The 26,014-nt window shown below is 75.7% G+C and carries 16 protein-coding genes; 7 read left to right on the top strand and 9 right to left on the bottom strand.

Features of this window, described 5'->3' with window-relative positions; all coding sequences use genetic code 11:
• The first annotated feature begins 50 nt into the window (after window positions 1-50).
• Window positions 51-1,619, top strand: a complete 1,569-nt coding sequence (locus tag AB0N04_RS16800) for an MFS transporter (RefSeq protein ID WP_360213743.1) — start codon at window positions 51-53, stop codon at window positions 1,617-1,619.
• Window positions 1,620-1,832: 213 nt separating this feature from the next.
• On the opposite strand, the gene AB0N04_RS16795 is transcribed toward AB0N04_RS16800, so the two are convergent.
• The 8 genes from AB0N04_RS16795 to AB0N04_RS16760 all read right to left on the bottom strand — a co-directional run bounded on the left by AB0N04_RS16795 (window position 1,833) and on the right by AB0N04_RS16760 (window position 13,152).
• Window positions 1,833-2,696 (bottom strand): lysophospholipid acyltransferase family protein, encoded by an 864-nt coding sequence (locus tag AB0N04_RS16795; RefSeq protein WP_360213745.1) that lies wholly within the window; start codon window positions 2,694-2,696, stop codon window positions 1,833-1,835.
• Entirely contained in the window at window positions 2,693-3,646 is a 954-nt protein-coding gene (locus AB0N04_RS16790; protein ID WP_360213747.1) for a GNAT family N-acyltransferase, read from the bottom strand. The genes AB0N04_RS16795 and AB0N04_RS16790 overlap by 4 nt, the downstream gene beginning before the upstream one ends.
• 268 nt (window positions 3,647-3,914) lie before the next feature.
• Window positions 3,915-5,294 (bottom strand): serine hydrolase domain-containing protein, encoded by a 1,380-nt coding sequence (locus AB0N04_RS16785; RefSeq protein WP_360213749.1) that lies wholly within the window; start codon window positions 5,292-5,294, stop codon window positions 3,915-3,917.
• A gap of 154 nt (window positions 5,295-5,448) precedes the next feature.
• Window positions 5,449-6,774 (bottom strand): M1 family metallopeptidase, encoded by a 1,326-nt coding sequence (locus AB0N04_RS16780; protein WP_360213751.1) that lies wholly within the window; start codon window positions 6,772-6,774, stop codon window positions 5,449-5,451.
• Window positions 6,775-6,809: 35 nt separating this feature from the next.
• Window positions 6,810-10,700 (bottom strand): Pls/PosA family non-ribosomal peptide synthetase, encoded by a 3,891-nt coding sequence (locus tag AB0N04_RS16775; protein WP_360213753.1) that lies wholly within the window; start codon window positions 10,698-10,700, stop codon window positions 6,810-6,812.
• Between the two features lie 391 nt (window positions 10,701-11,091).
• A complete protein-coding gene (locus AB0N04_RS16770; protein WP_360213755.1) occupies window positions 11,092-11,958 on the bottom strand; it encodes an NmrA family NAD(P)-binding protein in 867 nt (288 codons plus the stop codon).
• Complete coding sequence (locus AB0N04_RS16765; protein ID WP_360213757.1) at window positions 11,955-12,461, bottom strand: hypothetical protein; 507 nt, start codon at window positions 12,459-12,461, stop codon at window positions 11,955-11,957. Before AB0N04_RS16765 ends, AB0N04_RS16770 begins: the two co-directional genes overlap by 4 nt.
• Before the next feature lie 169 nt (window positions 12,462-12,630).
• A complete protein-coding gene (locus AB0N04_RS16760) occupies window positions 12,631-13,152 on the bottom strand; it encodes a MarR family transcriptional regulator (RefSeq protein ID WP_360213759.1) in 522 nt (173 codons plus the stop codon).
• A 567-nt stretch (window positions 13,153-13,719) separates the two neighbouring features.
• On the opposite strand from AB0N04_RS16760, the gene AB0N04_RS16755 reads away from it, so the two are divergent.
• The 4 genes from AB0N04_RS16755 to AB0N04_RS16740 all read left to right on the top strand — a co-directional run bounded on the left by AB0N04_RS16755 (window position 13,720) and on the right by AB0N04_RS16740 (window position 18,703).
• Window positions 13,720-14,844 (top strand): DUF4185 domain-containing protein, encoded by a 1,125-nt coding sequence (locus AB0N04_RS16755; protein WP_360213761.1) that lies wholly within the window; start codon window positions 13,720-13,722, stop codon window positions 14,842-14,844.
• A gap of 235 nt (window positions 14,845-15,079) precedes the next feature.
• Window positions 15,080-16,006 (top strand): class A beta-lactamase, encoded by a 927-nt coding sequence (gene bla / locus AB0N04_RS16750; protein ID WP_360213763.1) that lies wholly within the window; start codon window positions 15,080-15,082, stop codon window positions 16,004-16,006.
• 328 nt (window positions 16,007-16,334) lie between these two features.
• Entirely contained in the window at window positions 16,335-17,954 is a 1,620-nt protein-coding gene (locus tag AB0N04_RS16745; protein ID WP_360213765.1) for an alpha/beta hydrolase, read from the top strand.
• A gap of 473 nt (window positions 17,955-18,427) precedes the next feature.
• Window positions 18,428-18,703, top strand: coding sequence for a hypothetical protein (locus tag AB0N04_RS16740; protein WP_360213767.1), 276 nt, complete (start codon window positions 18,428-18,430; stop codon window positions 18,701-18,703).
• Window positions 18,704-18,788: 85 nt separating this feature from the next.
• Here AB0N04_RS16740 and AB0N04_RS16735 read toward each other — a convergent pair whose 3' ends face one another.
• The gene (locus AB0N04_RS16735; protein WP_360213769.1) at window positions 18,789-19,508 is read right to left on the bottom strand and encodes an ABC transporter ATP-binding protein; all 720 of its coding nucleotides are present in this window, start codon (window positions 19,506-19,508) and stop codon (window positions 18,789-18,791) included.
• A 397-nt stretch (window positions 19,509-19,905) separates the two neighbouring features.
• On the opposite strand from AB0N04_RS16735, the gene AB0N04_RS16730 reads away from it, so the two are divergent.
• The gene (locus tag AB0N04_RS16730; RefSeq protein ID WP_363364595.1) at window positions 19,906-23,199 is read left to right on the top strand and encodes an FtsX-like permease family protein; all 3,294 of its coding nucleotides are present in this window, start codon (window positions 19,906-19,908) and stop codon (window positions 23,197-23,199) included.
• Window positions 23,196-25,994, top strand: a complete 2,799-nt coding sequence (locus AB0N04_RS16725; RefSeq protein ID WP_360222444.1) for a hypothetical protein — start codon at window positions 23,196-23,198, stop codon at window positions 25,992-25,994. The genes AB0N04_RS16730 and AB0N04_RS16725 overlap by 4 nt, the downstream gene beginning before the upstream one ends.
• The last annotated feature ends 20 nt before the right edge of the window (window positions 25,995-26,014 follow it).

Raw genomic sequence — 26,014 nt, 5'->3', positions numbered from 1 at the left:
AGCGCCGGGGCCGGGGCCGGCTGTCGGGTTTCGAGGATCGGGAGGGTCTCATGGAGGAGTCGAGCGCCCGGCGCAAACGGCTCGCGCTACTGACGCTCTGCGTCACCATGTTCATGTCCATGCTGGACAACGTCATCGTCAACAACGCCCTGCCGCGCATCGGGCAGGACCTGGACGCCGGGATCAGCGGCCTCCAGTGGGTGGCCGAGGGATACAGCCTCGTCTACGCCGCACTCGTGCTGACCGGCGGTGCGCTGGGCGACCGCCACGGCCGCACCCGGGTCTTCCGGCTGGGCCTCGCGCTCTTCACGGTCGGCTCCGCGCTGGCCGCCCTCGCCGGGACGATCGGCACGCTGGTCGGCGCCCGGATGGTCCAGGGCGTCGGAGCCGCGCTGCTCACCCCGGGCAGCCTGGCCCTGCTGCGCCACGTCTTCACCGACGAGCGCGAGCGAGCCAAGGCCATCGGCCTGTGGTCCGGCGTCTCGGCGCTCGGGCTCTCCATCGGGCCCGTGGTCGGCGGGCCGATGGTCGAACACCTCGGCTGGGCCAGCGTCTTCTGGATCAACGTGCCGATCGGCGTGCTCGGCCTGGTGCTCGCCGCACGCGTCCTGCCGGACATCCCGCCGCGCGCCCGCCGGATCGACCTCGGCGGCCTCGCCCTCTCCGCGACGGGCCTGGGCCTGCTGGTCTACGCGCTGATCGAGGGGCCGTCGCGCGGCTGGACGGACCCCCGGGTGCTGCTCTGCGGCGCCGCGGCCGCCCTGCTGCTCGTCGCCTTCCTGGTGCTCGAACTGCGCCTCGCCGAGCCGATGCTGGAGCTGAGGCTGTTCCGCGACGGCGCCCTGGGCGGCGCGCTGCTCAGCGGGTTCATGGTCAGCTTCGGCATCTTCGGCGCGCTGTTCTTCCTGCCGCTGCTGATGCAGGGCCCGCTCGGCTGGTCCCCGGCCGACGCCGGCTACGCCGGACTGCCGATGACCGGCATGATCGTCCTGGCCGCCCCGCTCTCCGGCCGGCTGACCGCCCGCCACGGGCCGCGGCCGCCGCTGGTGCTGGGCCTCCTGCTGTGCGCGGCGGGCCTCGGCGGACTGTCGCTGTACGGCGAGCACGCCCGCTACCCGGAGTACCTGTGGACCCTGTTCGCGATGGGCCTCGGGATGGGGATGACCTTCACCCCGGTGTCGATCGCGGTGCTCCAGCGGGTCTCCCCGGCCCAGACCGGGATGGCCTCGGCGACCATCAACACCCTGCGCGAGCTGGGCGGGGTCCTCGGGATCGCCGTGCTCGGCGCGGTGCTGACGAACCGGATGACCGACACCCTGACCGCGGCCCTGCACCGGCTCGGAGTCCCGCCGGGCGCGGTCGGCTCCATCGCCGACGCACCCGCCGGGGCGGCGGGCGGAGGCGCCGGGGGTCCGGCGGTGGCGCTGCCCGGCCCGGTCCAGGAGGCCGTGGACGGGGCGTTCATCGACGGCATCCACCTCGCCGTGCGCTGCGGTTCGGCGGCGCTCGCCGTCACCGCCGTCCTGGTGGCCGTCCTGCTGGGCCGGGCCCGCCCGGTCGCCCCGGCCGGGAGCGGGCTTGCGCAGGCGGAGGCGCCGGCCGAGGCCGCTCGGGCCTGACGGCCGTGAGGCGGGAAGGCCCGGGCCCCGACGCCGCCGTCCCGGCGGGAGTCGACCGGTCGGGAGCGGACCTGACGCGAGCGGACGGGGACGCGGGCCACGGGCCAGGGCACGGGTGCCGCCCGGGCCGGGGCGGCCGGACCGGCCCGTGAAGCCAGTCCGGTCGCACCGCCCGGCAACACCGGCCGGCCGCACCGGCGCGGGCCCCCGCCGTCAGCGGACGCCCTCGACCGCCGCCTGCGCGGCACGGGCCAGCTCCCGCCGTGCCCCCGACCGCCCGGTGCCCGACGGCCCGGCCCCCGACAGCCCGGCCCCCGGCGCGGCCGGCGGCGGGATCGGAGGCAGGAACGTCACCTCCGCGACCAGGCCGCGCACCGCGACCACCCGGGCGAGCGAGGTGAGCAGCCCGTCGTCGCCGACGAAGGCGGGCACGCTGGTCGGCCGGCCGTCGGCGAGCCGGTAGCGGATCGTCACCGGTTGGACGAAGGCGCCCGCCTCCACCGCGGCCTGGAACAGCGCGGGCCGGAACCGGCCGCTCTCCCGCCCGCACCAGGTGGACCCCTCCGGGAAGACGATCACCGGGTGGCCGGAGCGCAGCACCTCGGCCACCGCCGTCACGGTGTCCGGCAGGGTGCGCAGCCGGTCGCGGTCCAGGAACACGGTGCCGCCCCAGGCGACCAGCGGTCCGAGCACCGGCCAGCGCCGGACCTCGGTCTTGGCCAGCGAGCGGCCCGGCCGTCCGGCCGCGATCAGCGGGATGTCCAGCCAGGACACGTGGTTGGCGACCACGAGCGTCCCGCCGCCGACCGCGCTCCCCGGGTGGACGCCGCCGCCCGGCGTCCCGAGGTGCACGGTGACCCCGAGGGCGCGCAGCACGAGGCGCGACCAGCACCGGGTGAGCCGGTCGCGGGTGTCCTGCGGGAGCAGCCGGACCGGAAGGCTGAGCACGACCCCGGCCAGCACCGTCACCAGACAGGCCGTCAGCCGCAGCACCCGCCGGGGGTGGGCCACGGCCGGCGCGGGGTCGGCCAGGCAGGTCTCGGGCCGGCAGGTGGCCGTCGGCAGCCAGACGCTCATGCCGACGCGCCGAGTGGTGAGGGCGCCAGCGGGGAGACACCGGCCCCGGACGGGCCCGCCGCCCCGGAGACACCGCCGGCCCCGGACAGCCCGGCCCCGGAGAGGCCGACGCCGGACCGGCTCGCCCCGGACAGGCCCGCCGCCCCGGACAGGAAGTGCCGCAGGTACCGCGGGTCGGTCCGCTCCAGCGACAGCAGCACGTACAGGTCGACGCAGTCGAAGTGCGGGTCGTACGCCGGCTCGCCGCAGACCCAGGCCCCCAGCCGCAGGTAGCCGCGGAGCAGGGCCGGCAGCGCGCCCCGCTCGGCGCGCGGCACGCCGGTGGCGTCCCAGCGGCGGCGCGGCGTGACCCGGTACTGCTCCGGGGCCAGGTGCTTGGCGCTGACGGTGTCCCAGACCCGGGCCGCCGTGGCGCCGCCGTCCTCCAGCCCGATGGAGCAGCAGCCGCCCACCCAGGTGTTGCCGGTGTCGGCGAGGTAGCGGGCGATGCCGCCCCACATCAGGTTGATGACGGCGCCGTTGCCGCGGTGGTCGGGGCGGATGCAGGACCGGCCGAGCTCGACCAGGCCCGGGCGGACGGGCGCCAGGCCGGAGAGGTCGAACTCGCCGTCGGAGTAGAGCCGGCCGGCCCGGCGGGCGGCCTCGGGGCGCAGCAGCCGGTAGGTGCCGACGACGGCGCCGTGCTCGCCCTCGCGCACCAGGAGGTGGTCGCAGTACTCGTCGAAGGGGTCGACGTCCAGGCCGGCGACCGGGCTGTGCAGGACGGCGCCGAGCTCGGCGGCGAAGACCTGGTGGCGCAGCCGCTGGGCGGCCCGTACGTCGTCGGCGTCGCGGGCGAGGGAGACGGTGTAGCCGGTGGCCGGGGCCGGGCGGTTGCGGGGGGCGGGCACGGCCGGGGCATCGTGGGTGGGGGCGACTGCGGTCGGAGCGTACGTGGGGACGGTGGTCATGGCGGACCCTCCAGGGCAGCACGATCGGCGGCGCCCTGGGTCGCCAGGGCGCGGGCCGGTTCGCGGGCGCTGGGCTTGCACGCGAACCGGTCCCCGTATGTCTCTCCGAGCCGGTTGGCATCCACGTTGCGGCGTGGCGGAGCGCAGATGTGCAGCTGCTGAATGGGACCACCCGTCGCCTCCCGGTCATCTGCCGGGCACCGGGCGCTCGCCGGGCATGGGTGGACAGCCCCGGGGCGCGGTGCCCCGGGGCTGTCCACGACCCGTCCTAGTACGCCTGCCAGCCCGCCGGGTCGACCCCGCCCGGGACGGCGTCCGCGGGGCCGTAGGGCGCGCGGGTGAGGACGAAGGAGCCGAGGTCGAGGTGGCTGACGGTGCCGTCGGCCGCGCGGACCACCCGGAGGGTCTCGCCCGCGTAGTAGTTGTCCAGGCCGGTCCAGGTGCCGTCGGCCTCGGCGCGGAAGCGGGAGCCGCGGCCGTCGCCGGTGGCCGGGGCCAGTTCCAGGGCGCGGTCGGCGCGCAGCCGGAGGATCTGCGGCGAGGTCCCCCAGTACCACGGGCCGGTGAGCGCCAGCAGCTCCTCGTCGACCTCGGACAGCGGGCGCCAGGGCTCGGGCAGCCGGGGCTCGTGCGCGGCGGTGAGGGTGATCAGCTGTGAGGCGATCAGGGTGGTGGCGGCGCCGGTGGTGGCGTTGGACAGCGCGATCCCGGCCAGGGCGTCCTCCTCGCTGACCCAGAGTCCGGCGGTGAAGCCGGGCATCGAGCCGGAGTGGCCGTACAGCACCCGGCCCTCGTGGCGGCGCAGTTGCAGGCCGAGGCCGTAGGAGTACGTCCAGTCGGCGTCGTCGGGGCCGACGGCGGGCCGGCGCATCTCGGCGACGGTGGCGGCGGCGAGCACCTTGTCGTCGCCGGCGGCGAGGAAGGCGGCCCAGCGGGCCAGGTCGGTGAGGGTGGACCAGAGCTGGCCGGCCGGGCCCATCAGCCCGGTGTCGGTGAGCGGCTCCGGCAGCATGACGTCGGCCCAGGGGTGGACGGCGAAGCCCCCGGCGTGCGGGTGCTCCGGCAGCAGGGTGGTGCGGTCCATGCCGAGCGGTTCCAGCACCTCGCGACGGAGCACCTCGCCCCAGGGCTCGCCGCGCAGCCGCTCGACCAGGGCGCCGAGCAGCGCGTACCCGGGGTTGGAGTAGTGGAACCGGCGCCCGGCCGGGTGCTTGTGGGCGCCGTCGGGCTCCAGCAGGTCGCCGAGGGCGGGGCGCAGCGCGCCGTCGGTCCGCTCCCACCAGGGGGCGGGGGTCTCGGCGGCGATCCCGGCGGAGTGCGCGAGCAGCTGGGCGACGGTGGCGCCGTCGGCGGGGGTGCCCGGCAGGTGACGGCCGAGCGGGTCGGCGAGGTCGAGCAGGCCCTCGTCGCGCAGCCGCAGCACCAGGACGGCGACGAAGGTCTTGCTGATCGAGCCGATCCGGAACTGGACGTCCGGGGTCGGCGCGTGCCCGTCGACCATGCTGCGGGCGCCGCTCCACACCAGCCGGCCGTCCCGGACCACTCCGGCGACCAGGGAGGGCGTGCGGCCCTCGGCCTGGGCGACGGCGATGTGGTGCAGGAGGGCGCGCCGGGTGGTCGGCAGCAGCTCGTCGGGCTGGTCGGTCATCTGGTCCCCTGGGTCTCGGCGCGGAGGGCGGTCGGACGGTGGCCGGCCCGGGGCGAGGGAATCGGCCCGGGCCGGACGGAGCCAACCTAGTCACGCCGCCCGGGGGGATCCACTCGTTATCGGGGTGGCGGCCGGGGACGCCCCGGTGGGCCGGTCAGTCCGGCAGCGGCGGGAGCTCGGGCCGCTGCAGCCAGGCCTCGAAGAGCGGCCCGAGCGGGGCGGTGGTGTACCGGGACGCGTGGGCCAGCAGGTCCGCGGTGCCGACGACGCCGTGCCGGTTGACGCTGGTCCAGTCCCGGAGCATCGCGAAGAACGGTCCGTCGCCGAGGGCCCGCCGCAGCGCGTGCACGGCGAGGCCGCCGCGCTGGTAGAGCCGGTCGTCGAACATCAGCCGGCGGCCCGGGTCGGCCAGCCTGAGGTCCTGCGGGAGCCCGGCCAGCAGGGCGTGCGCGGCGGCCGCGTGGGTGGCGGCGACGGGGCCGCCGGCGTGCTCGGACCAGAGCCACTCCGCGTACTTGGCGAAGCCCTCGTTGAGCCAGATGTGCCGCCAGTTCGCGACGGTCACGCTGTTGCCGAACCACTGGTGGGACAGCTCGTGGGCGATCAGCCGCTCGCGCTCCCAGCCGCCGCCGAGGTGGTTGGTCCCGAAGGTGGAGACGCCCTGCGCCTCCACCGGGACGTCCAGCTCCTCGTCCGCGACCACCACCGCGTACTCGCCGAACGGGTACGGCCCGAACACCTCGGTGAAGTACGCCAGCATCTCCGGCTGGCGGCCGAAGTCCCGGGTGAAGGCGGGGACCAGCCGGTCCGGGACGTACCCGGTCTGCGGCACGGACGGGCGGGCGGCCAGCGGCACCGGCCGGTAGTGGCCGATCGACACCGTCACCAGGTACGTGGAGGTCGGCGCGCTCTGCTCGTAGACCCAGGTGGTGCTGGACGCGCGGGTGGTGCGGGTGAGCAGCCGGCCACCGGCCACCACGGTGAACGGGGACGGCGTGGTGACCGCTATCTGGTACGTCGCCTTGTCGGCGGGCCGGTCGTTGCACGGGAACCAGGACGGCGCGCCGACCGGCTGGCTGGCCACCAGCGCGCCCTCGGTCAGCTCCTCCCAGCCCAGGCCGCCCCAGGGGCTGCGCACCGGCCGCGGGTTCCCGGTGTAGTGCACCTCGGTGGTGAACGCCGCGCCCGCCGCCAGCGCCTTGGCCGGGCGGATCCGCAGCTTGCCGCCGCGGTGGGTGTAGCGCGCGACCCGGCCGTCCACCAGCACCCGGCCGATCCGGAAGTCGGCGAGGTCGAGCGCGAACTCCGCGAGGCCGGTGTCCGCCACGGCGCTGAGCCGGGCCGAGGCGGCCAGCCGGTTCGGCCCGGGCCGGTAGTCCAGCGCCAGCTCGTAGCGGTGGACCCGGTAGCGGTGGTCCCCGCTCTGCGGGAAGTACGGGTCCGGGGTGCCGGCGGCCGCCGGGACGTGCTTGGACTTCACGGGGACGTGCGCTTCCTGAGGGCCGGGACGGGTGGTCACGACGTGGTCTGCCACGCCTCGATGGGGTTGCCCAGCCACCGCGTGTCGGCGGGGACGGACTCGGCGCGCATCACCAGCGAGGCCGGGCCCAGCGTGCTGCGCGCGCCGACCGTGCTGCCGGGCAGCACGATCCCGCCCGGGCCCAGGGTGGCGCCCTCGCGGAGGACCACAGTATCCATCCGCATGATCCGGTCGTGGAAGAGGTGGGTCTGCACCACGCAGCCCCGGTTGATGCTCACGCCGTCCCCGAGGGTGACCAGGTCCGCCTCCGGCAGCCAGTAGCTCTCGCACCACACGCCGCGCCCGACCCGGGCACCGAGCGCCCGCAGCCAGAGGTTGAGCACCGGGGTGCCCGGCACCGCGCCGACCAGCCACGGCACCGCCAGCACCTCGACGAAGGTGTCCGCGAGCTCGTTGCGCCAGACGAAGCCGCTCCACAGCGGGTGCTCCACGGCCCGGAAGCGGCCGACCAGCAGCCACTTCGCGGCCACCGCGACCAGGCAGGCCACCGTGCCGGCGGCCAGCAGCACCAGGCCGGACAGCAGCGCGGCCGCGCCCACCGACCACGCGGCGGACAGCCGCGACAGCGCCGCGGCGGTGACGAGTCCGAGCGCCCCCGAGGCCAGCACCGGCAGCAGCCGGCCCAGCTCGACCAGCCCGCGCGCCCAGAGCAGCCGGGCCGGCGGCTCGTAGGTGAGGCTCTGGTCGGACTGGTCCGCGGCCCGGGGCAGCCGCATCGGCGGCATGCCCAGGTAGGAGCTCCCCTTCTTGGCCTTCGCCGGGGTCGCCGAGAGCACGCCGACCAGGCCGCGCTTGGGCACCGACCGGCCGGGCGCGGTCATCCCGGAGTTCCCGAGGAACGCCCGCTCGCCGATCTTCGCCTCGCCCAGCCGCACCCAGCCGCCGCCCAGCTCGTACGGGGCGATCAGGGTGTCGTCGGCCAGGAACGCGCCGTCGCCGACGGTGGTCAGGCTGGGCAGGGCCAGCACCGTGGAGACCTCGGCGCCGCGGCCGACGCGCATCCCGAGCGCCCGCAGCCACAGCGGCGTGACCAGCCCGGCGTAGAGCGGGAACAGCACCTCCCGGGCCCGGTCCATCAGCTGGGTGACGGTCCAGGCCTGCCACCCGATCCGGCCGTGCAACGGGTGCACGCCGGGGGTGAGGCCGATGCTCAGCACGCGGACGGCGGCCACCAGCTGCGCGGCGTACACCGCGCCGAAGGCCAGCGTGGCCGGCAGCAGGCCGAGCAGGGCGTCGCCGAGGGCCGTGCCGAGGTCGCCGCCCTGCTGGACGAAGCCGGACAGGACGGCGAGGGCGGCCAGCGCGGGCAGCACCGGGAGCAGGCCGACCGCGGTGCCGGCCGCGCCGTACAGCGCGGCCCAGCGGGCCCGGCGGTGCGGGCGCTCCTTGGGCCAGGCCCGCTCGGCGCGGCCCAGCTTGACGGCGGGCGCGCCGCCCCAGCGCTGGCCGGTGGGCACCTGGCCGGTGACGCTGGAGCCGGCCACGACCTGGGCGTGCTTGCCGACCCGGGCGCCGGGCAGCAGGGTCGAGCGGGTGCCGACGACGGCGCCGGAGCCGACCTTGACCTGGCCGACCTCCAGGCGGTCGCCGTCCAGCCAGTAGCCGCACAGGTCCACCTCGGACTCGACCGCGCAGCCGCGGCCCAGCTTCAGCATCCCGGTGACCGGCGGCAGCGAGTGCAGGTCCACCTCGGGCGCGACCTTGGCGCCCAGCGCGCGGGCGTAGCGCACCAGCCACGCGCCGGAGAGCGAGGTGGCGCCGCTGAGCTCGGCGAGCCGCTCGGCGGCCCAGAGCCGCAGGTGGACGCCGCCGCCGCGGGGGAAGCTGCCCGGGCGCAGCCCGTGCAGCAGCAGCCGGGCGCCGCCGGCCGCGATCGCCAGCCGGCCCGCCGGGGTGTATAGCGCGAGGGCGCCCGCGCCGACCGCCCACCAGGAGGCGGTGGGGGCCCACGGGTAGTCGCCGAGGTGGGAGAGCAGGTTCCCGGCGGCCAGCAGGGCCACCGTCCAGCGCAGGCCGACCACGGTGAACAGCGGGATCAGCAGGAGCAGCTGCAGCAGCTTGGCCCGGGTGGGGACCAGGGTGACGGTGCGGGTCTCGCCGCTCTCGGCGGCGGTGCGCTCCAGGTGCCGGGCGAGCTTGCGCAGCGTGGGGTTCTGGTAGACGTCCAGCACGGCGGCGTTCGGGTACCGGGTGCGCAGCAGGGTGGTGAGCCGGGCGGCGGCCAGGCTGCCGCCGCCGATGGCGAAGAAGTCGTCGCGCGGGCCGCCGACCGTCACGCCGAGGATCTCGGACCACTGCTCGGCCAGCCAGGCTTCGGTGCCGTACAGCTGCTCGCTCCGGCCGGTGGTCTCCAGCTCGGGCAGCGGCCAGGGCAGGGCGTTGCGGTCGACCTTGCCGGAGGTGCGGGTGGGCAGGCTGTCGACCGGGGCGAGCAGCGGCACCAGGGCCGCCGGCAGCTCGGCCCGCAGCCGTTCGACGGCCTGCTCGCGGTCGAAGCCCTCCTGGACGACCAGGTAGCCGACCAGCAGCTGGTTTCCGCCGCGCGCGGTGCGCACGGCGGCGGCCGCGCCGGCCACGGCGGGCAGGGCCTGCAGGGCGGCGTCCACCTCGCCGAGCTCGATCCGGCGTCCGCCGAGCTTGATCTGCTCGTCGGTGCGGCCGAGGAAGAGCAGGCCGGCCGGGTCGGCCTGGACGAGGTCCCCGCTGCGGTAGGCGCGCTCCCAGCCGAGCGAGGGCAGCGGGGCGTACTTCTCGGCGTCCTTCTCCGGGTCGAGGTAGCGGGCCAGACCGACCCCGCCGATCACCAGCTGGCCGGTGCCGCCGGCCTCGACCGGCTCGCCGGCCTCGTCGACCACGGCGAGGTCCCAGCCGTCCAGCGGCAGGCCGATCCGCACCGGGCCCTCACCGGTCAGCAGGGCGGCGCAGGCGACCACGGTGGCCTCGGTGGGGCCGTAGGTGTTCCACACCTCGCGACCCTCGGTGACCAGCCGCTGGACCAGTTCGGGCGGGCAGGCCTCGCCCCCGAAGATCAGCAGCCGGACCTCGTTGAGGGACTCGGCGGGCCAGAGCGCGGCCAGGGTGGGGACGGTGGAGACGACGGTGATCTCCTGCTCGGCCAGCCACGGGCCGAGGTCGGCGCCGCTGCGCACCTGGGAGCGCGGGACGGGCACCAGGCAGGCGCCGTGCCGCCAGGCCAGCCACATCTCCTCGCAGGAGGCGTCGAAGGCGACGGACAGGCCGGCCATCACCCGGTCGCCGGGGCCGATCGGCTCGTCCTGGAGGAAGAGCGCGGCCTCGGCGTCGACGAAGGCGGCGGCGTTGCGGTGGGTGACGGCCACGCCCTTGGGGCGGCCGGTGGAGCCGGAGGTGAAGATGATCCAGGCGTCGTCGGCCGGGGCGGGGAGGCGGTCGTCGGCGGGTGCGCGCTCCGTGGTGACGCTGAGGGCGCGGTCGGCGCCGAGCACCGCGGCCACCCCGGCCTCCCCGAAGACCAGCTGGGCGCGCTCGTCCGGGTCCTCGGCGTCCACCGGGACGTAGGCGGCGCCGGCGGCGAGCACGGCCAGGATGGAGACGTACAGGTCGTTGGTGCCGGAGGGCACCCGCACGCCGACCCGGTCGCCGGGGCCGATCCCGGCGGCGGCCAGCCGGCGGCGCAGCTGCTCGACCTCGGTGACCAGGGCGCGGTAGCTGAGCACGCGGCGCCCGTCGTCCAGGGCCGGCTCGTTGGGGTGGGCCCGGACGGTGGCGTCCAGGACGTCGACCAGGGTGCGCGGTGCGGGGGCCGGGCGGCCCGGCAGCACGGCTCGTTCCGGCAGGGTGCGGGGCGGCGTGGCGTACTGCTCCGGATGGTTCGGTTCAGCGGTCATGACAGCCGTGCGCTCCTCGTCCTCGCCCCGTTCCGACCGATGTCCGGCCTGGGGGGCGGTGGGAGAACTCACCCGGTCGGGTGACCCCACTCCGGGGCCGGAGCGGACAACCCGACCGATGGTAGTCCTGCCCCGGACGATCCGTCTGGGTCGACACTCGACCCAACTGGGCTGGAACTGGCCGAATCTGACGCTTCGTCAGTCAACAACTGAGGCTTACCGTGAGTGATGTGACGACGCGTCAGTCGAATTGACGGATCGTCAGATCGAATTCTCCATCGTGATCCACACCACAGTGAATGCTGCTCCTTTCGGGTGGATGCCCCGCGCTGCGCCCGCCGGCCGGCCCCGGAGGGGGCCTTCCGACGGGCGCTCCGTGGGCTCCGGCCGGTCAGCCGAAGTGGTGCAGGTGCTCATGGAGGAAGGCCTCCATGGTACGCGGGAGGCGTCCGGTCAGGCGGGCGAAGGTGTCGTCCGGGGCCTCCGGGCGGACCACCGCGAGCTGCTGGATCTCCACCACGTGGGCCGCCAGCCAGGGCGGCATCCCGCCCCGCTCGACCAGGTGGGCGTACAGTCCGGCCGGGGTCAGGTCCACGTACTGCACCGGCCGGTCGAGCAGGCGGCCCAGCAGTGCGGTGAGCTCCGGGTAGCCGTACGCCCGGCCGCCGGTGAGCGGGTACGTCCGGCCGGCCAGCTCCGGGCGGGTGAGCACCTCGGCGGCGGCGTCGCCGATGTCCCGGACGTCGACGTAGTTGCAGCGGGCCTGGCCGAGGGCGCCGTGCACCACCCCGGCCGCGGCGATCCCGGGGGCCAGGAGCAGCAGCTTCTGCATGAACGCGTAGGGCCGCAGCACGGTCGCCGTGGCGCCGGAGGCGCGCAGCCGCTCCTCGACCAGGTGGTGGCCGCGGGAGACCGCGACCGGGGAGTCCGGCTCGGCGGCGGGTGCGGAGACCTTGACGACGTGCTCCACGCCGCTCTCCAGCGCCACCTCGATGGCGGTCAGCTCGTGCTCCAGCTGGAGCGGGCCGTTCGCCATGGTGAGGAACAGCTGGTGGGCGCCGCGGAAGGCCTCGCGCAGCGAGTCCGGATCGGCGGCGTCGGCGTGGGCCGTCTCGGTGAGCGCCAGGGTGCGGTCGTCGAGACCGGCGGCGAGCCGGGCGGGGTCGCGGCTGAGCGCGCGGGTCGGCACGCCGAGGTGGGCGAGGCTGCGCAGGGTGGCGCCGCCGGTGGCGCCGCCGGCGCCCATGATGACGATCATGAGGTCTGTCCTTCGGGCTGGGGGTGGGTGGGGATCCGGTGCTGCGGGGGCCGGGCCGGGCGGCTGCCGCGCCATCGCCAGGTGATCACGGTGGTCGCGATCGCCGAGGAGAGCGGCAGGTCGACCGGGAGGCGGCCGGGCCACGGGCTGTCGGCCAGCGCCGGCAGCTGGGGCAGCCAGTGCGCGGCGGCCAGGCCGACGGCCAGGGCGAGCGCGGTGGCGGGCAGGGCGAACAGTGCGGCCAGCAGGGCGCGCGGCGGCCGGCGGGTCCAGGAGTGCGCGGGCCGCCTGCGCAGCGCGGCGCCGACCAGGGCCGCCACGAGGGCGGAGGTGCCGCCGATCGTGGTGGCCGCGGCGACCACCAGCTCCGGCTGCCGGGAGACGGCCCCGCCGATGCCGGCCGTCACGGCGGGCATCGCGTACGAGACCAGGACCTCGCGCCACAGGGTGAACGGCGGCGGCGCGCCGGGTGCCTTCTTGCTCGCGGGTGCCTTCTTGTTCACGGGTGACTCCTCGGGGTGATGGGCTGCCTGGCCATTATTGATTAGGTGCCTAACTATTGGGGCGTGAAAAGGGCGGGCCGCCCGAGGGGGCCCGCCGGGTCGGCCCGGGCCGGCGCGGCCGGGGCCGGTTCGGCCGGTTCGGTCCGTCGGGTCCGGGTGGCCGGTCCGGTCAGTCCGCGGTCAGCGCGTCGGCACCCGCGACCACCCGGGCCAGCAGGTCGAGGAAGACGGTGCGCTCCTCGACCGAGAGGTCGCCGACCAGGGCCTGCATCCGGGTGAAGTGCTCCGGGGCCAGGTCGCGCAGCTTCTGCGCGCCGCGCGCGGTGAGGACCACCACGTTGCCGCGGCCGTCCTCGGTCGACGGGCGGCGGGCCACCAGGCCCTCCCGTTCCAGGCCGTCGACCAGGCCGGTGACGGTCGCCCGGGAGACGCCGAGGCTCGCCGCGAGCTGGGAGGGCGACTTCTCGCCGCCGTGGTCCTCCAGATCGGCCAGCAGGCGGTAGCGGCCGGTGGAGAGCCCGAAGCGGGCGAAGTGCACCTCCCCGGCCTGGCCGATCCGGGCGCCCGCCGCCATCAGCCGGGCCGCCACCAGGACGGCCTGCGGGTCGGCCGTCAGGCCGTAGCGGGCGATCTGGCGGCGTGCCTGGTCCAGGGTGGGAGCGCCGGTGCCGGTGCCGGGGTGCTGCGTCATGGAAGTAGTATGGCGCCTAATCAGATATCCGGTCAAGCCCGGGGGTGACGGCCTCGACCGCAGCGCCCGCCGCGGCGGTCAGTGCGAGACCGCCAGGGCCCGTGCCGCCGCCGTCGGCGAACTCCGGTGCCGTCAGGGTCTGTTCGGGTCCGGTCCGGACCTCCGGTCGAGGGGGAGGCGGTGGCGGTCGACGCGGTGGCCGGGCGGGCCCACCGGCACGCCACGGAGGGCCTCCGGCGGTGCGTCGGATCGGTCACCATGGGGGACGGTCGGCGGGCGGTGGCGGTGGGGTACGCGCGTCGCGTCCGCGCACAACGCTCCGGAGACCGCGTACAACGCCCCGGAGACCGCCGTCGAGGACCGGACCCGGGGCAGGAGTGAGGCGAGGGCGGCGGCCCCCTCCGGACCCCGGTCCGCGGGGTGTCCCCGATTCGGGTGAAGGTTCGTCCACCGGGCGACGCAGTGGCGGGCGGGCGCCGTAGCCTCGAGTGCCGACCCGGCGCGACGAGTTGCGCGATCCGGTTCGGAGCCGCCCGAACTCGCCGCACCGGAAGGGTCGTCGACAGAATGACACGCTCCTCGGACAGCAACGACGCACCGGCCGGCGGGCCCTCCCGCCGCGGGCTGCTCAAGATCGGCATCGGCGTCGCGGTGGGGGCCGGGGCCCTCGGCTCCGGCGCCCCCGCGGCGCTCGCCGGCGGCCCCAACGACCCGACGGGCCCGACCATCGCCGTCAAGGTGAAGAACCTCAGCGGCCCCGTCGAGACCGGTCCGTTCGCCGCGCCGTGGACCGACCTCGGGATCCCCGTGCGCTGCCCGGACGGCACCATGCTCTTCGTCTGCGGCGACACCTTCGACGGCGACCGGGTCGGCTCGGCCGACTGGCGGGCCCCGGTCGGCCTGCGCTCCAGCAGCGCGGACCCGAACAACCTGCGCATCGACGGCAGCGTCGGCGGCGGCCACGCGAACAGCCTCGTCGACGAGCCGCACAACCCCGTCGGCGACGGGTTCACCACGGCGATCCCGTCCGACGTCTTCGTCGTCGACGGCGTGCTGTACATGCACCTCATGCGCGGCGTCATCTACGACACCCACCACACCGACTTCTGGCGCTCCACCGACAACGGCGAGACCTGGGAGTACCTCTGCCAGTGGCCGGGCGACCTGTACGGAGGTCAGTTCCAGCAGAAGACGTACGCCGTGGCCGACGACGGCTACTGCTACGTCCTGTCCACGGTCTTCAACCGCGAGGTGGAGTCGGGGATGCTGCTGCACCGGGTGCGGCAGGACGGCCTCGGCGATCCGGGCGCCTACGAGCCGTGGGGCTTCGCCGACGGCGGGTGGAGGTGGGGCGCGCCCGCCCCGACGACCGTCCTCGGCACCCGCAGGTGGGGCGAGACGTGCTTCCGCGCGATGGACGGCAAGTACGTCCTGACCTGGCTGAACACGGCCCCGCTGTCGATCAGGGCGATGGTCTTCCCCCTCCCGACCTCGGACCTGACCAGGACGCTGGAGCAGACCATGATCCTCCCCGGTACCCCGGGGCAGGAGGTCGGCAACCTCGTCGCCAGCCCGTACGGCGGCTTCGTCGTCCCCGGCTCGACGTTCGGGGACTTCCACATCGTCGTCAGCCAGTGGTACGACCCGACGAACTACCGGATCATGCAGTACCGGGTCGCCATGCTCTCCTGAGCCCGTCGCGGGCCCCCGGGGTCCGCCGGAGTTCACCGTGGTCCGCCGGAGTTCACCGCACGGCCCGGGCGGCGTGCGGGGGAGCGGGATCGAGTCGTACGGGAACGGATCGGCGCCGCGTCGCGTCTCGACAGGGGACGAACGGGCGTGGACCGGGCCCGGCCGACGGGCGTGAACGGCCCTGCGGGCACCCGGACACCGCGCCCGGTGGCGACGAGGACAGCGGGAGACAGGGATGAATTCGAGTGCGAGCCGGCGCGGCGTTCTCACCGGGGCGGCCGCGGCGGCCCTCGCCGTCGCCCTCCCCACCGGCGGCCGGGCGTTCGCCCGGGGCGTGGACGGGAACGGGAACGCGGACGGGGACGCGGTCGGGCGGCGGCTGCGCGCCCTGGAACAGGCGCACTCCGCGCGGCTGGGGGTCTTCGCGCACGACACCGGCACCGGCCGGACGGTGTCGTACCGGGCCGACGAGCTGTTCCCGATGTGCTCGACCTTCAAGACCGTCGCGGTGGCCGCGGTGCTGCGGGACCTCGACCGCGACGGCGAGTTCCTCGCCGAGACGATCACCTACACCGCGCAGGACGTCGCGGACTCCGGCTACGGCCCGGTGACCGGCCTGCCCGAGAACCTCGCCGGCGGCATGACCGTGGCCGCGCTGTGCGCCGCGGCCATCGACCACAGCGACAACGCGGCGGCCAACCTCCTGCTCCGGGAACTCGGCGGACCGGACGCGGTGACCCGCTTCTGCCGCTCGATCGGGGACGGCGTGACCCGGCTCGACCGGTGGGAGCCCGCCCTGAACTCGGCGGAGCCGGGGCGGGTGACGGACACCTCGAGCCCGCGGGCGCTCGGCCGGACCTACGCGCGGCTCGCTCTCGGGGACGCCCTCGACGGGCCGGACCGGCAGCGCCTGACCGGGTGGCTGCGGGGCAACACCACCAGCGGCAAGCGCTTCGGGGCCGGGCTGCCCGCGGGTTGGGTCCTCGCGGACAAGACGGGCACCGGCAGCTACGGCACCACCAACGACGTGGGCCTCACCTGGCCGCCCGGCCGCGCGCCGATCGTCCTGGCGGTCCTCTCCACGAAGCGCGACGCCACCGCGGGGGCGGACGAACCGCTGGTCGCCGCCACCGCCGAGCTGCTGGCGGCGACGCTCGCCTGATCCTGATCCTGATCCTGATCCTGACCTGACGGGACGGCGGCCGCCCGGGAGGCGCCGCCCCACGGACGGCCGGACGCCGGGGCGCGTCCGGCCGTCCGGCGCGTCGGGGAGGAGGGCCGAGCTCCGCCGAGCGGCCGCCCGCGGCGATCGCTGACGGTCGGTCGGCTGAGTCATCATCAGGTCAATCAACCGTCAAGTTGCGCCATTCACAGAATAATCGGGCGCCCTAAGGGGTGGTGCGCAAAAGATTTGCGGTGCTTCCAGGTCTTCACACGGACTTCTCAGACTGACAGGCTGGGGCCGCCCTTTTCAGTACGGAGGAGGTTCCTTGTCCCGTATATCCACGCTGGCCGGAGCAGTCACCTGCGCCCTCGCCCTCGTCACCGGAACCGCCGTCGCGGCGTCGGCGGCACCGATCGACCAGATACCCGGTGCGGCGGCCGAGGCGAAGGTCGACCCTGTCAACTGGACCCCGTGCAACCCGGATCCGACCAAGCCGGACCCGGGCATCTACGACTGTGCCGTCTACCCCGTGCCGCTGGACTACGACAACCCGTCCGGTGAGAAGGTCGGCATCGCGATGATGCGGCGGCGCGCGAGCGACCCGTCGAAGCGGATCGGCTCGCTGTTCCTCAACCCCGGCGGCCCCGGCGGCAGCGGTTACCTGTGGGCGACCACGACGCGCTTCGGCACCGAGGTGCAGTCCCGGTTCGACCTGGTCGGCTTCGACCCGCGCGGTGTGGCCCGGAGCAACCCGCTCAAGTGCTTCAAGACCCAGGAGGACGCCGACGCGGTCAACAACCGCATGGTCGGCGTGCCGGTCACCAAGGCCGAGATCGCCGAGACGCTGGACGCCGACCAGGACTACACCGACGCGTGTAGCAAGAACGCCGGCCCGCTGATCGAGCACATGTCGACCATCAACGTGGTGCGCGACCTGGACCGGATGCGCCGCGCCGTCGGTGACTCCAAGCTCACCTTCGCCGGCTTCTCCTACGGCACCCTGATCGGCTCGACCTACGCCAACATGTACCCGAACAAGGTGCGCGCGATCATCGTCGACGGCAACGTCGACCCCGACCTGCGCCTGCACGACGGCCTCGAGTACGATCGGCAGCGGGCGGGCGGCTTCGAGCTGGCCCTGGACGAGTTCCTGAAGCGCTGCCAGGCGGCCGGTGCCCCGCGCTGCGCCTTCGGCGAGGGCGACACCCGGGCCAAGTTCGACCAGCTGCGCGACCACCTGCGGACCAGCCCGGTCAACCTGCCCAACGGCAGCCAGGTGACGCTGAGCACCTTCACCAGCGAGGTGGCCAGCGCGCTGTACTCGCAGGCCAAGCTGGCGCCGCTGGCGAAGTCGCTGCAGGCGACCTACCAGCTGACCCAGAAGCCGGCCGCGGCCGCCCTGGTGGCGCCGAAGGCGAACGTCGCGGACGACGACGCCAACCTGCTCGCGGTCAACGCGCCGCGGGCGCTGCGGGAGGCTCCGGCGGACTCCGAGTACACCGCCGACGACTCCTACATGGGCGTCAACTGCCAGGACAAGCCGTACCCGTCGAACGACCGGACCTTCGCCAACGTGGCCAAGGCCTGGGAGAAGGCCTCGCCGACCTTCGGCCGCTACCAGGCCTTCGACGCGCCGGCCTGCGCGAGCTGGCCGGCCCCGGCCCGGGACGCCGAGCGCTTCACCGGCCCGTGGAACAAGAAGACCTCGAACACCGTGATGGTGATCGGGAACCTCTACGACCCGGCCACCCAGTACAAGTTCGCCCAGCGGATGCAGCAGGAGCTGGGCAACGCCGTGCTGGTGAGCGTGGACTCGATCGAGCACTGCGCCGTCGGCCGCAGCAAGGCCCTGAACGCGCTCGTCACCCGCTACCTGGTGGACGGCACCGCGCCGCAGCCGGGCCAGCTGCTGAAGCCGGACGCGGAGATCTTCCCGGCGGTCTGAGCGGTGGCCACCCCCGCACGGTAGACGCGTGCGGGCGGACGCGGTGGTCGGCGGTCCCGCCGGCCACCGCGTCCGTGTTCTCCGCACGGCACCGCGGAAGGCCGCCGCGCGAAATACGGCGGACCGGGAAACGGCGCCCGGAGTATCGTGCCGCGCATTCGGCGGTGGATCGTCGTCGAACCTCGCGGGGGAGCGATACCGGGCCGTCGCCGAGAATGCGGCCCGCGTCACCGACAAGGGGCCGTCGAGCCGCCGACGCCCCGAATTCCCGCCCGCCCGGGTCGGCCCTGCCGTACGGGTGCGAACAGGGGGGGGCGTCCGGCGCGGCCCCGGGGCCGCCGGTGCCCCCGCCCGCCCGCCACCGGATGCGCGAGCCGGTGGCGGGGCGCAGGGTCGAGGTAGGCGCGGGCGAAGCGGCCCCGCCGAGGGGCGTGCGTGGACGACGGCCCGGCCGGGCGGAGTGAGGCGGGAGCATGGGCGGAGTGATCGTGCTGGTCGAGCTGGAGCCGTCCACCGAGGTGCTGGACGCGGGCGAGGTGGAGGTGGGTGCCCGGGTGCGCTGGGTGCACGCGGCGCCACCCGATCCGGAGGTGCCCGAGGACCCGGGGCCGCGCACCTTCTGCGGGGTGGACACGGCGGGCCTGGAACGGGAGCCGTACCGGCCGGCCGGGCCGGGCGAGCCGTGGTACCCGCCGTCCCAGCGCACCCGGCGCTGCCGGGACTGCGAGGCCGCGCTCAGGGCGGCCTGACCGCGGCCCCCGGCCGGGACGGCGTGCCTGCCGGGCCCGCGGCCCCGCCCCGTCCGGCCCCGCCCCGCCCGCCCGTGGGCCCCCGCTACGCGGCCTGCTCGGTCGCTTCCTCGACGATCCGGCCGTCCCGGAGCTCGATCACCCGGTCGGCGAGTTCCATCAGCGTCGGGTCGTGGGTGGCGACCAGCACGGTGACGCCCTCGCTGCGCACCACGGCGCGCAGCAGCTGCATGATCGAGCGGCCGGTCTCCGAGTCGAGCTGGCCGGTGGGCTCGTCGGCGATGATCAGTCCGGGCTCGTTGGCGAGCGCGCGGGCGATGGCGACGCGCTGCTGCTGGCCGCCGGAGAGCTCGCCGGGCCGCTGGTCGGCGTGGTCGGCGAGGCCGACGAGGGCCAGCAGGGTGTGGGCGCGCCGCTCGCGCTCGGCGGCGGGGACCTTGCGCAGCCGCATCGGCACGCCGACGTTCTCGGCGGCGGTGAGCATCGGGATGAGGCCGAAGGACTGGAAGACGAAGCCGATCCGTTCCCGGCGCAGGGCGAGCCGGCCGTCCTCGTCGAGGTCGGCGAGGTCGGTGCCGTCCAGGGCGACGGTGCCGCCGGTCGGTGCGTCCAGGCCGCCGACCAGGTTGAGCAGCGTGGTCTTGCCGGAGCCCGACCGGCCCTTGAGCGCGGCGAGTTCGCCGCGGCCGACGGCGAAGGTGACGCCGCGCAGGGCGTGCACCGTCCGCTCGCCGGTGCCGAAGCTCCGCCGGAGGCCGGTGACCTCCACCATGGGCGTGGTGGTGGCGGCCTGGTGCTGCGTCATACGGCGTCCCCCCGTGTGCTTCTCTGTCCAGTGTCAACGGATGTCGCGGCGCCCGGGGTTCACCCCTCGGGAAGTCGATTCCGGGAGTCCGGATTCGCTCCGCCAAGGGGGCTTCGCGGGGCCGCAGTTGTGATGTGTTCATGGTGTACCGAGAGCCGCCGCGGATGCGGATGCCCGCCGGTGCAAGGAATTTGCTCATCACTTACTTGATTCGCGCAAGTCCCTTCCGTTCCTGGATCGAATCTGACAGAGTCGTCCGCTATCCGGTGATCAAATGCCGGTGATCACTTCATCGATGTGCCCATTCTGTGTCCATCTGTGACCAGTCCGTGTTCGGATCGGGTCGGTGGACGGGGCCGGGGTGCTACCGGGGGCGTAGAACCGGGGGAGGAACGAGATGCTCGGCTTCGTCGTGCGCCGACTGCGCGGGCGACTGCCGCTGGCCGGCGCCGTGCTGCTGACCGTGCTGATCACCACGGCGGTGCTCACCGCACTGGTCGCGTTCGACCGCGGCGTCGGCGAGGCCGGCCTGCGGCAGGCGCTCCAGGGCCCCGGCCACGCGCGCACCACCGTCGTGGTGACCGCCGAACACGGCCTGGACCGGCGCGCGCAGGACGAGGCGGAGCTCGCCGCCTACCGCGGCCGGCTCTTCGGCGACCTGCCGGTGCACACCGACGGCATGCTGCGCAGCCGCTCCTACGGCCTGCCCGGCAGCGCCACCGGAGCCGACGGTGCCGCCGCGGGCGGGCAGGGCCACCCGGCGCAGCCCGACCTGACCCTGCTGGCCACCGTCGACCGCGGCCGCACCCGGCTGGTCGGCGGCGACTGGCCCGCCGCCGCCTCCGGCCCCGTCCGCTCCGCCGCCCCGCAGGTCGCCGTCCCCCAGACCACGCTGGCCCGGCTCGGCCTCACCGCCCAGTCGCTGCCCGCCGAGGTCCGGCTGGCCGACCGGCTCGACGGCACACCGCTGACCGTCCGCGTCACCGGCGTCTACCGGATCACGGACCCGGGCGACCCGTACTGGCGCACCGACCCGGTCGGCGGCCACGAGGTCGAGGTCGGCGGCTTCACCACCTACGGCCCGATGATGGTCGACGAGAGCGCCTTCACCACCGGCGGACTCGTGCAGAACAGCCGCGGCTGGCTGCTCGACGCCGACTTCACGGGCGTCTCGCAGTCCGCAGCCGAGGCGACCGGCGCGCGCGCCCGGGCCCTCGCCGACGACCTGCGGACCCGCGCCGGGCTCCAGGCCAGGACCGAACTGCCGGACGTCATACGCGAGTTGTCCGACAGTCTGGTGGTCGCCCGGTCCACCCTGCTGATCGGCGCACTGCAGCTGTCCGTGCTCGCCGCCGCCGCCCTGCTGCTGGTGGTCCACCTGATCGCGACCCGGCAGGAGGGCGAGGACGCCCTGCTCGCCGCACGCGGCGCCTCCGGCGCCCGGCTGGGCGCCTTCACCGCCGTGGAGTCGCTGCTCCTCGCCCTGCCCGCCGCCCTGGCCGCACCGGTGCTGACCCCGCTCCTGGTCCGCGCCTTCACCGGGGTCGGCCACAACCGCACGGTGACCATGGACACCGGTGTCCACTGGCAGCTCTGGCCGGTCGCCGGAGCCTGCGCCCTCGCCTGCATCCTGCTCGCCACCGTGCCCGGCCTGGTGCGCGGCGCCGGCGCCGCGCTGCGCCGCCGGGCCGGCGGCCGGCAGGCGCTCGTCTCCGGCGTCGCCCGCAACGGCGGCGACCTCGCCGTCCTCGCCCTGGCCGCCCTCGCGTACCAGCAACTCACCCAGTACGGCGGCGGGTTGTCCCCCGACTCCTCCGGCCGGCTCGGCGTCGACCTGCTGCTGGTGGCCACCCCGACCCTGGCACTGTGCGCCGGCACCCTGGTCGTGCTGCGCCTGCTGCCCTACGTCGCCCGGCTCGGAGCCCGGGTGGCCGCCCGCGGCCGCGGCCTCGGCCCCGCCCTGGTCGGCTGGGGCCTGGCCCGCCGGCCCGCCCGCGCCACCGGACCGGTGCTGCTGCTGGTGATGGCCGTGGCCACCGGTGTCCTGGCGCTCGGCCAGCACGCCACCTGGACCGCCTCCCAGCGCGACCAGGCCGCCTTCGGCACGCTCGGCGGCCTGCGGATCTCCGCGTCGCACAACTCCCTGATGGGCCAGGGCGGCCGCTACGGCGCGCTGCCCGGCGGCGACCGGCTCGTCCCCGTGGTGCGCGAGGAGCAGTCCCTGCCCAACGGCGCCGGAGAGCTGCTCGCCGTGGACGCCGCAGCCTTCGCCGCCCGCGTCCCGGTCCGCCCCGACCTGCTCGCCGGACACACCCGCGAGGAGCTCTTCCCGCCGCTCGCCCAGCCCGCCCCCACCGGGACGCAGGCCGGGCTGCCGCTGCCCGGCACGCCGCTGCGGATCGACGCGGACGTCTCCGTGCGCCAGCAGGACCACGTCGGCCTGATGGCCGTGGTCCGCCCCGAGGTCCGGCTGCTGCTGCGGGACCGCTTCGGCTTCGTCCACAAGGCCCCGCTGGGCACCGTGCTGCCCGACGGCGAGAGCAGGGCCTCGGCCTCGCTCGCCACCCTGGTCGACGCCCCGATCGGCTCGCCCGCCGCCCCGCTGACCCTGGTGGGCGCCCTGGTCTCCTTCAGCGACTCGGCCGACGGCGAGCTGACCATCCGCCACCTCGCCGTCTCGGACACCGCCGACGGCCCCGCGACGGCCGTGCCGGTGCCGACCGGGTTCGGCTGGACGGCCGTGGCGCCCGACGTGCACGCCAACCCGGAGGTCAAGGCCGGACCGGCGGCCGAGGTCGGCGCCGAACCGGCCGGCGCCGAACGGCTGTTCACCGTCCGCTACCGCTTCGCCGACGGCCGCGGCGAGGCCCTGCGCGCCACCCTCGCCCCGGCCGGGACGACCGCGCCGTCGAAGGTCGACGGCGTCGCCACCCACGACTACCTGACCGCCGCGGGCGCCTCCGTCGGCGACACCGTCCAGGTGCCGTTCGCCGGCATCATCATCCCGGTCAGGATCACCGCGGCGGTCGACGCCCTCCCGGTCTCGGGCCGCAGCGCCGTGGCGGTCGACCTCGCCACCGTCTCCCGACTGATCGCCGCCCAGGGCCGGGAGATGCCCGGCCGCGCCGAATGGTGGCTGCCCGCCGACGGACCGGGTGACCGGACCCCCGCCGAGGCCGCCGCCGTCCTGCGCGCCGCCCCCGGCGCGCAGGACGTCCGGCTCTACGACGAGGCCGTCGGGGACCTCCTCGGCGACCCGGTCGGAGCCGCCCCGCAGAGCGCACTGACCGTCATCGCGGTGGTCACCGCCGTCCTCGCCGCGATCGGCTTCGGCGCCGCCGTGGCCGGCTCCGCCCGCGAACGCTCCCGGGACTCCGCGCTGCTGCTCGCGCTGGGCACGTCGCGCCGGCAGATCGCCCGGACCGTCGCCGCCGAACAGGCCGTCCTGGTCGCTCTCGGCGGGGTCGTCGGCCTGGGACTGGGCGCGCTCCTCGTCCACCTGATCGTGCCGCTCGTGGTGCTCACCCCCGCCGCCCGGCGCCCGATGCCCGAGGTGCTGATCGACCTGCCGTACGGGCAGGCGCTCCTGCTCGCGGCCGCGATCGCCGTCGTCCCCCTGCTGTCGGCCTTCCTGATGGGACGCCGCCGTCGAGACGTGGCCGCCCGACTGCGCCACGTGGAGGAGATGTGACCACCAAGGCCGGCACCAGCGTGCCCGAACCGTCGACCGACCACCGCCCGGCGCCCTGGGTCCGCACCCGGCTGCGCTCGGCCCCGGTGGCCGCCCTGCTCATGGCGGCGCTCACCCTCGTCACGGTCTTCCTCGCGGCCGCCTTCCCGCGCGCCGCCGACCGGGGCGCCGACGACGCGCTGCGCCGGTTCGTCCACGACCGCGGCGTCAACGTCACGAGCCTGCACGCCACCACCAAGGCGAGCCCGGAGGCGCGGGCCGCCGACCTGGACGCCGTGCGCGACCGGATGGTCGAGCGGATCGGCCAGGAGCTCACGCTCACCCGGGACGGCGAGCAGGTCGGCACCCGCGCCAAGGCCGGCCACCCGATGCTCAACGACGGGTACGACCGGCCCAACCTGCTCCCGCCGGGGCTCAACCTGGTCTACCTGCAGGGCCTCGCCGAACACGCCACCCTCGTCGACGGCGGCTGGCCCGGCGCGCCCGGCGACGGCCCCCTCCCGATCGTGGTCAGCCAGCAGGCCGCGGAGACCATCCACATCAAGGTCGGCGACCTCGTCGACAACGGCGAGAGCCTGCGCGGCCAGGCCCGCACCAAGGTCGTCGGGATCTACCGGCCCGACGACACCGCGGACCGGTTCTGGGACGCGATCGACTGCCCGGAACGCGCCTGCCTGGTCGTCAACTCCGAAGGCGCCGCCTCCTGGCGGACCACCGGATTCGCCGGCGGCGACGGCCGCTCCGCCCTGCTCGCCTGGGGCAACGGAGGGGAGGACTTCTGGCGCCTGCCGCTCGACCCGCACGCCCTGCGCGCCGACCGGCTCACCGCGACCCGCACGTCCCTCGGCTCCTTCATGACCGGCCCCGGCGCCAGCTCCATCGTCGCCGCCACCGGCCGCCCCGACCTGCACGTCGTCTCCTTCATGCCCGAGGTCTTCACCTGGGCCATCGCGCGCTACGAGGCCGCCGCCCCGCTCGCCGCGATCGGCCCGGTCGGCGTCGCGGGCGTCGCCGCCGTCGTCCTGTGCCTCGCCGCCGCGCTCACCGGCGACCGGCGCACCGCCGAGGTCAGGCTGCTGCGCGCCCGCGGCGGCTCGCGCACCGGCATCCTGCTGCGCCTGCTCGGCGAGGGCGCCGTCGCCGTGCTGCCCGCCGCCGTCCTCGCCACCACGCTCGCCCTGGTGCTGCTGCCCACCCCGCGCTGGGGAGCCGCCGTGCTCGCCGCCCTGGCCACCGCCCTGCTCGCGGTGCTGGCGTTCCCGGTGCGCGCCGCCGTGCTGCTCTCCGGCCCCCGGGGCGCGGGCGGCCGGCGCCGGGTCGTCGGCGAACTCGCCGTGCTGGCCGTCACCGTCGCCGCCGTCGCCGAGGTCCGCCACCGCGGCGTGGCCCCGGCCGGCACCGGACTGGACCCGCTGCTGATCACCGCACCGCTGCTGCTCGCACTCACCGGCGGGCTGCTGCTGGCCCGGATCCAGCCGCTCGTGATCGGCCGGCTCGCCGCCCTCGCCGGGCGCGGTCGCGGCCTGGTCGGCTTCCTCGGCCTGGCCCGCGCCGCCCGCGACACCGCGGGGCGCCGCCGGCCCTCCGCGCTGCCCCTGCTCGCCCTGCTGCTCGCCGTCACCACGGCAGGATTCGGCGCCACCGTGCTCGACGGCGTGGACAACCTGCGGCTGCGCGCCGCGCGGGTCTCCGTCGGCGGCGACGCCGCGGTCGGCGTCCCGATCTCGACGACCCTGCCGGAGGCCTTCACCACGGCGGCCGCCGCGCTGCCCGGGGTGCGCGCCGCCACCGGGATCTGGATCGAGAACCAGACGTTCATCCTCGGGACCGACCGCGGCGCCACCCAGGCCACCACCGTCGTGGTCGAACCCGCGGCGTACGCGGAGATCGCCAGGACCGTCGGGCTCGGCCGGTTCGACCCCGCGGTGCTGGCCGGCGCCCCCGGCGGCCCGGACACCCCGGTGCCCGCGCTGTTCAGCGCGGGCCTCGCCAAGCAGCTCTCCGGCGGCCCGTACCGGCTGCGCACGCCCAACGGCGGGGAGCTGCTCACCACCGTCGCCGCAACCGTCACGGACACCCCCGCCATCCCGGACGCGGTCAACGCCTTCGTGGTGCTGCCGGCCGGCCCCGCCACCGCCCGGCTGCCCGAACTCAAGCGGATGAACAACTGGCTCGCCGTCGGTGACGTCGACCCCGGCCGGCTCCGCGCGCTGTTCGCCGAGCACGGCATGGGGGAGGCGGTCGGCATGGCGAAGCGCCTGCGCGACGAGGCCACGGCGGCCAGTCACGACCCGGGCGGGGTACCCGTCGGGTACAAGGTGCGCACCAGCCGCGAGGCGGCCGCCGAGCTGGCCGCCGACCCGCTGCAGCGCTCCGCGGGGCGGCTGTTCTGGGCCGCGATCGCCGCCGGTGCCGGATTCGCCCTGCTCGCCGTCATGCTGACGCTGCTCCGGGCCGCGCCCGACCGCGCGGCGCTGCTCGCCCGGCTGCGCACCATGGGGCTGCGGCCCCGCCAGGGACTGGCCCTGATCATCGCCGAGACGATCCCGCAGACCCTTGCGGCGGCGGTCGGCGGCGGGCTGGTCGCGGCCGCCGCGGCCGGACTGCTCGGACCGGCCGTCGACCTGTCGGCGCTGGTCGGCGCCAAGGTCGACGAGGGCCTCGGCGCGGCGCTGCTGCCGGTGCTGCTGCCCACGGCCGGGCTGACGCTGCTGGTGGTCGTCGGGGTGGTGCTGGAGACGGTCGTCACCGGCCGGCGCCAGATCGCCACCGAACTGCGGGTGGGGGACCAGTGAGACGGGTGACGGCGCCGGGC

It is taken from the genome of Kitasatospora sp. NPDC051702 (genome assembly GCF_040681575.1).
Taxonomy (GTDB): Bacteria; Actinomycetota; Actinomycetes; order Streptomycetales; family Streptomycetaceae; genus Kitasatospora.
This window is presented reverse-complemented; position numbering and strand designations above follow the sequence as displayed.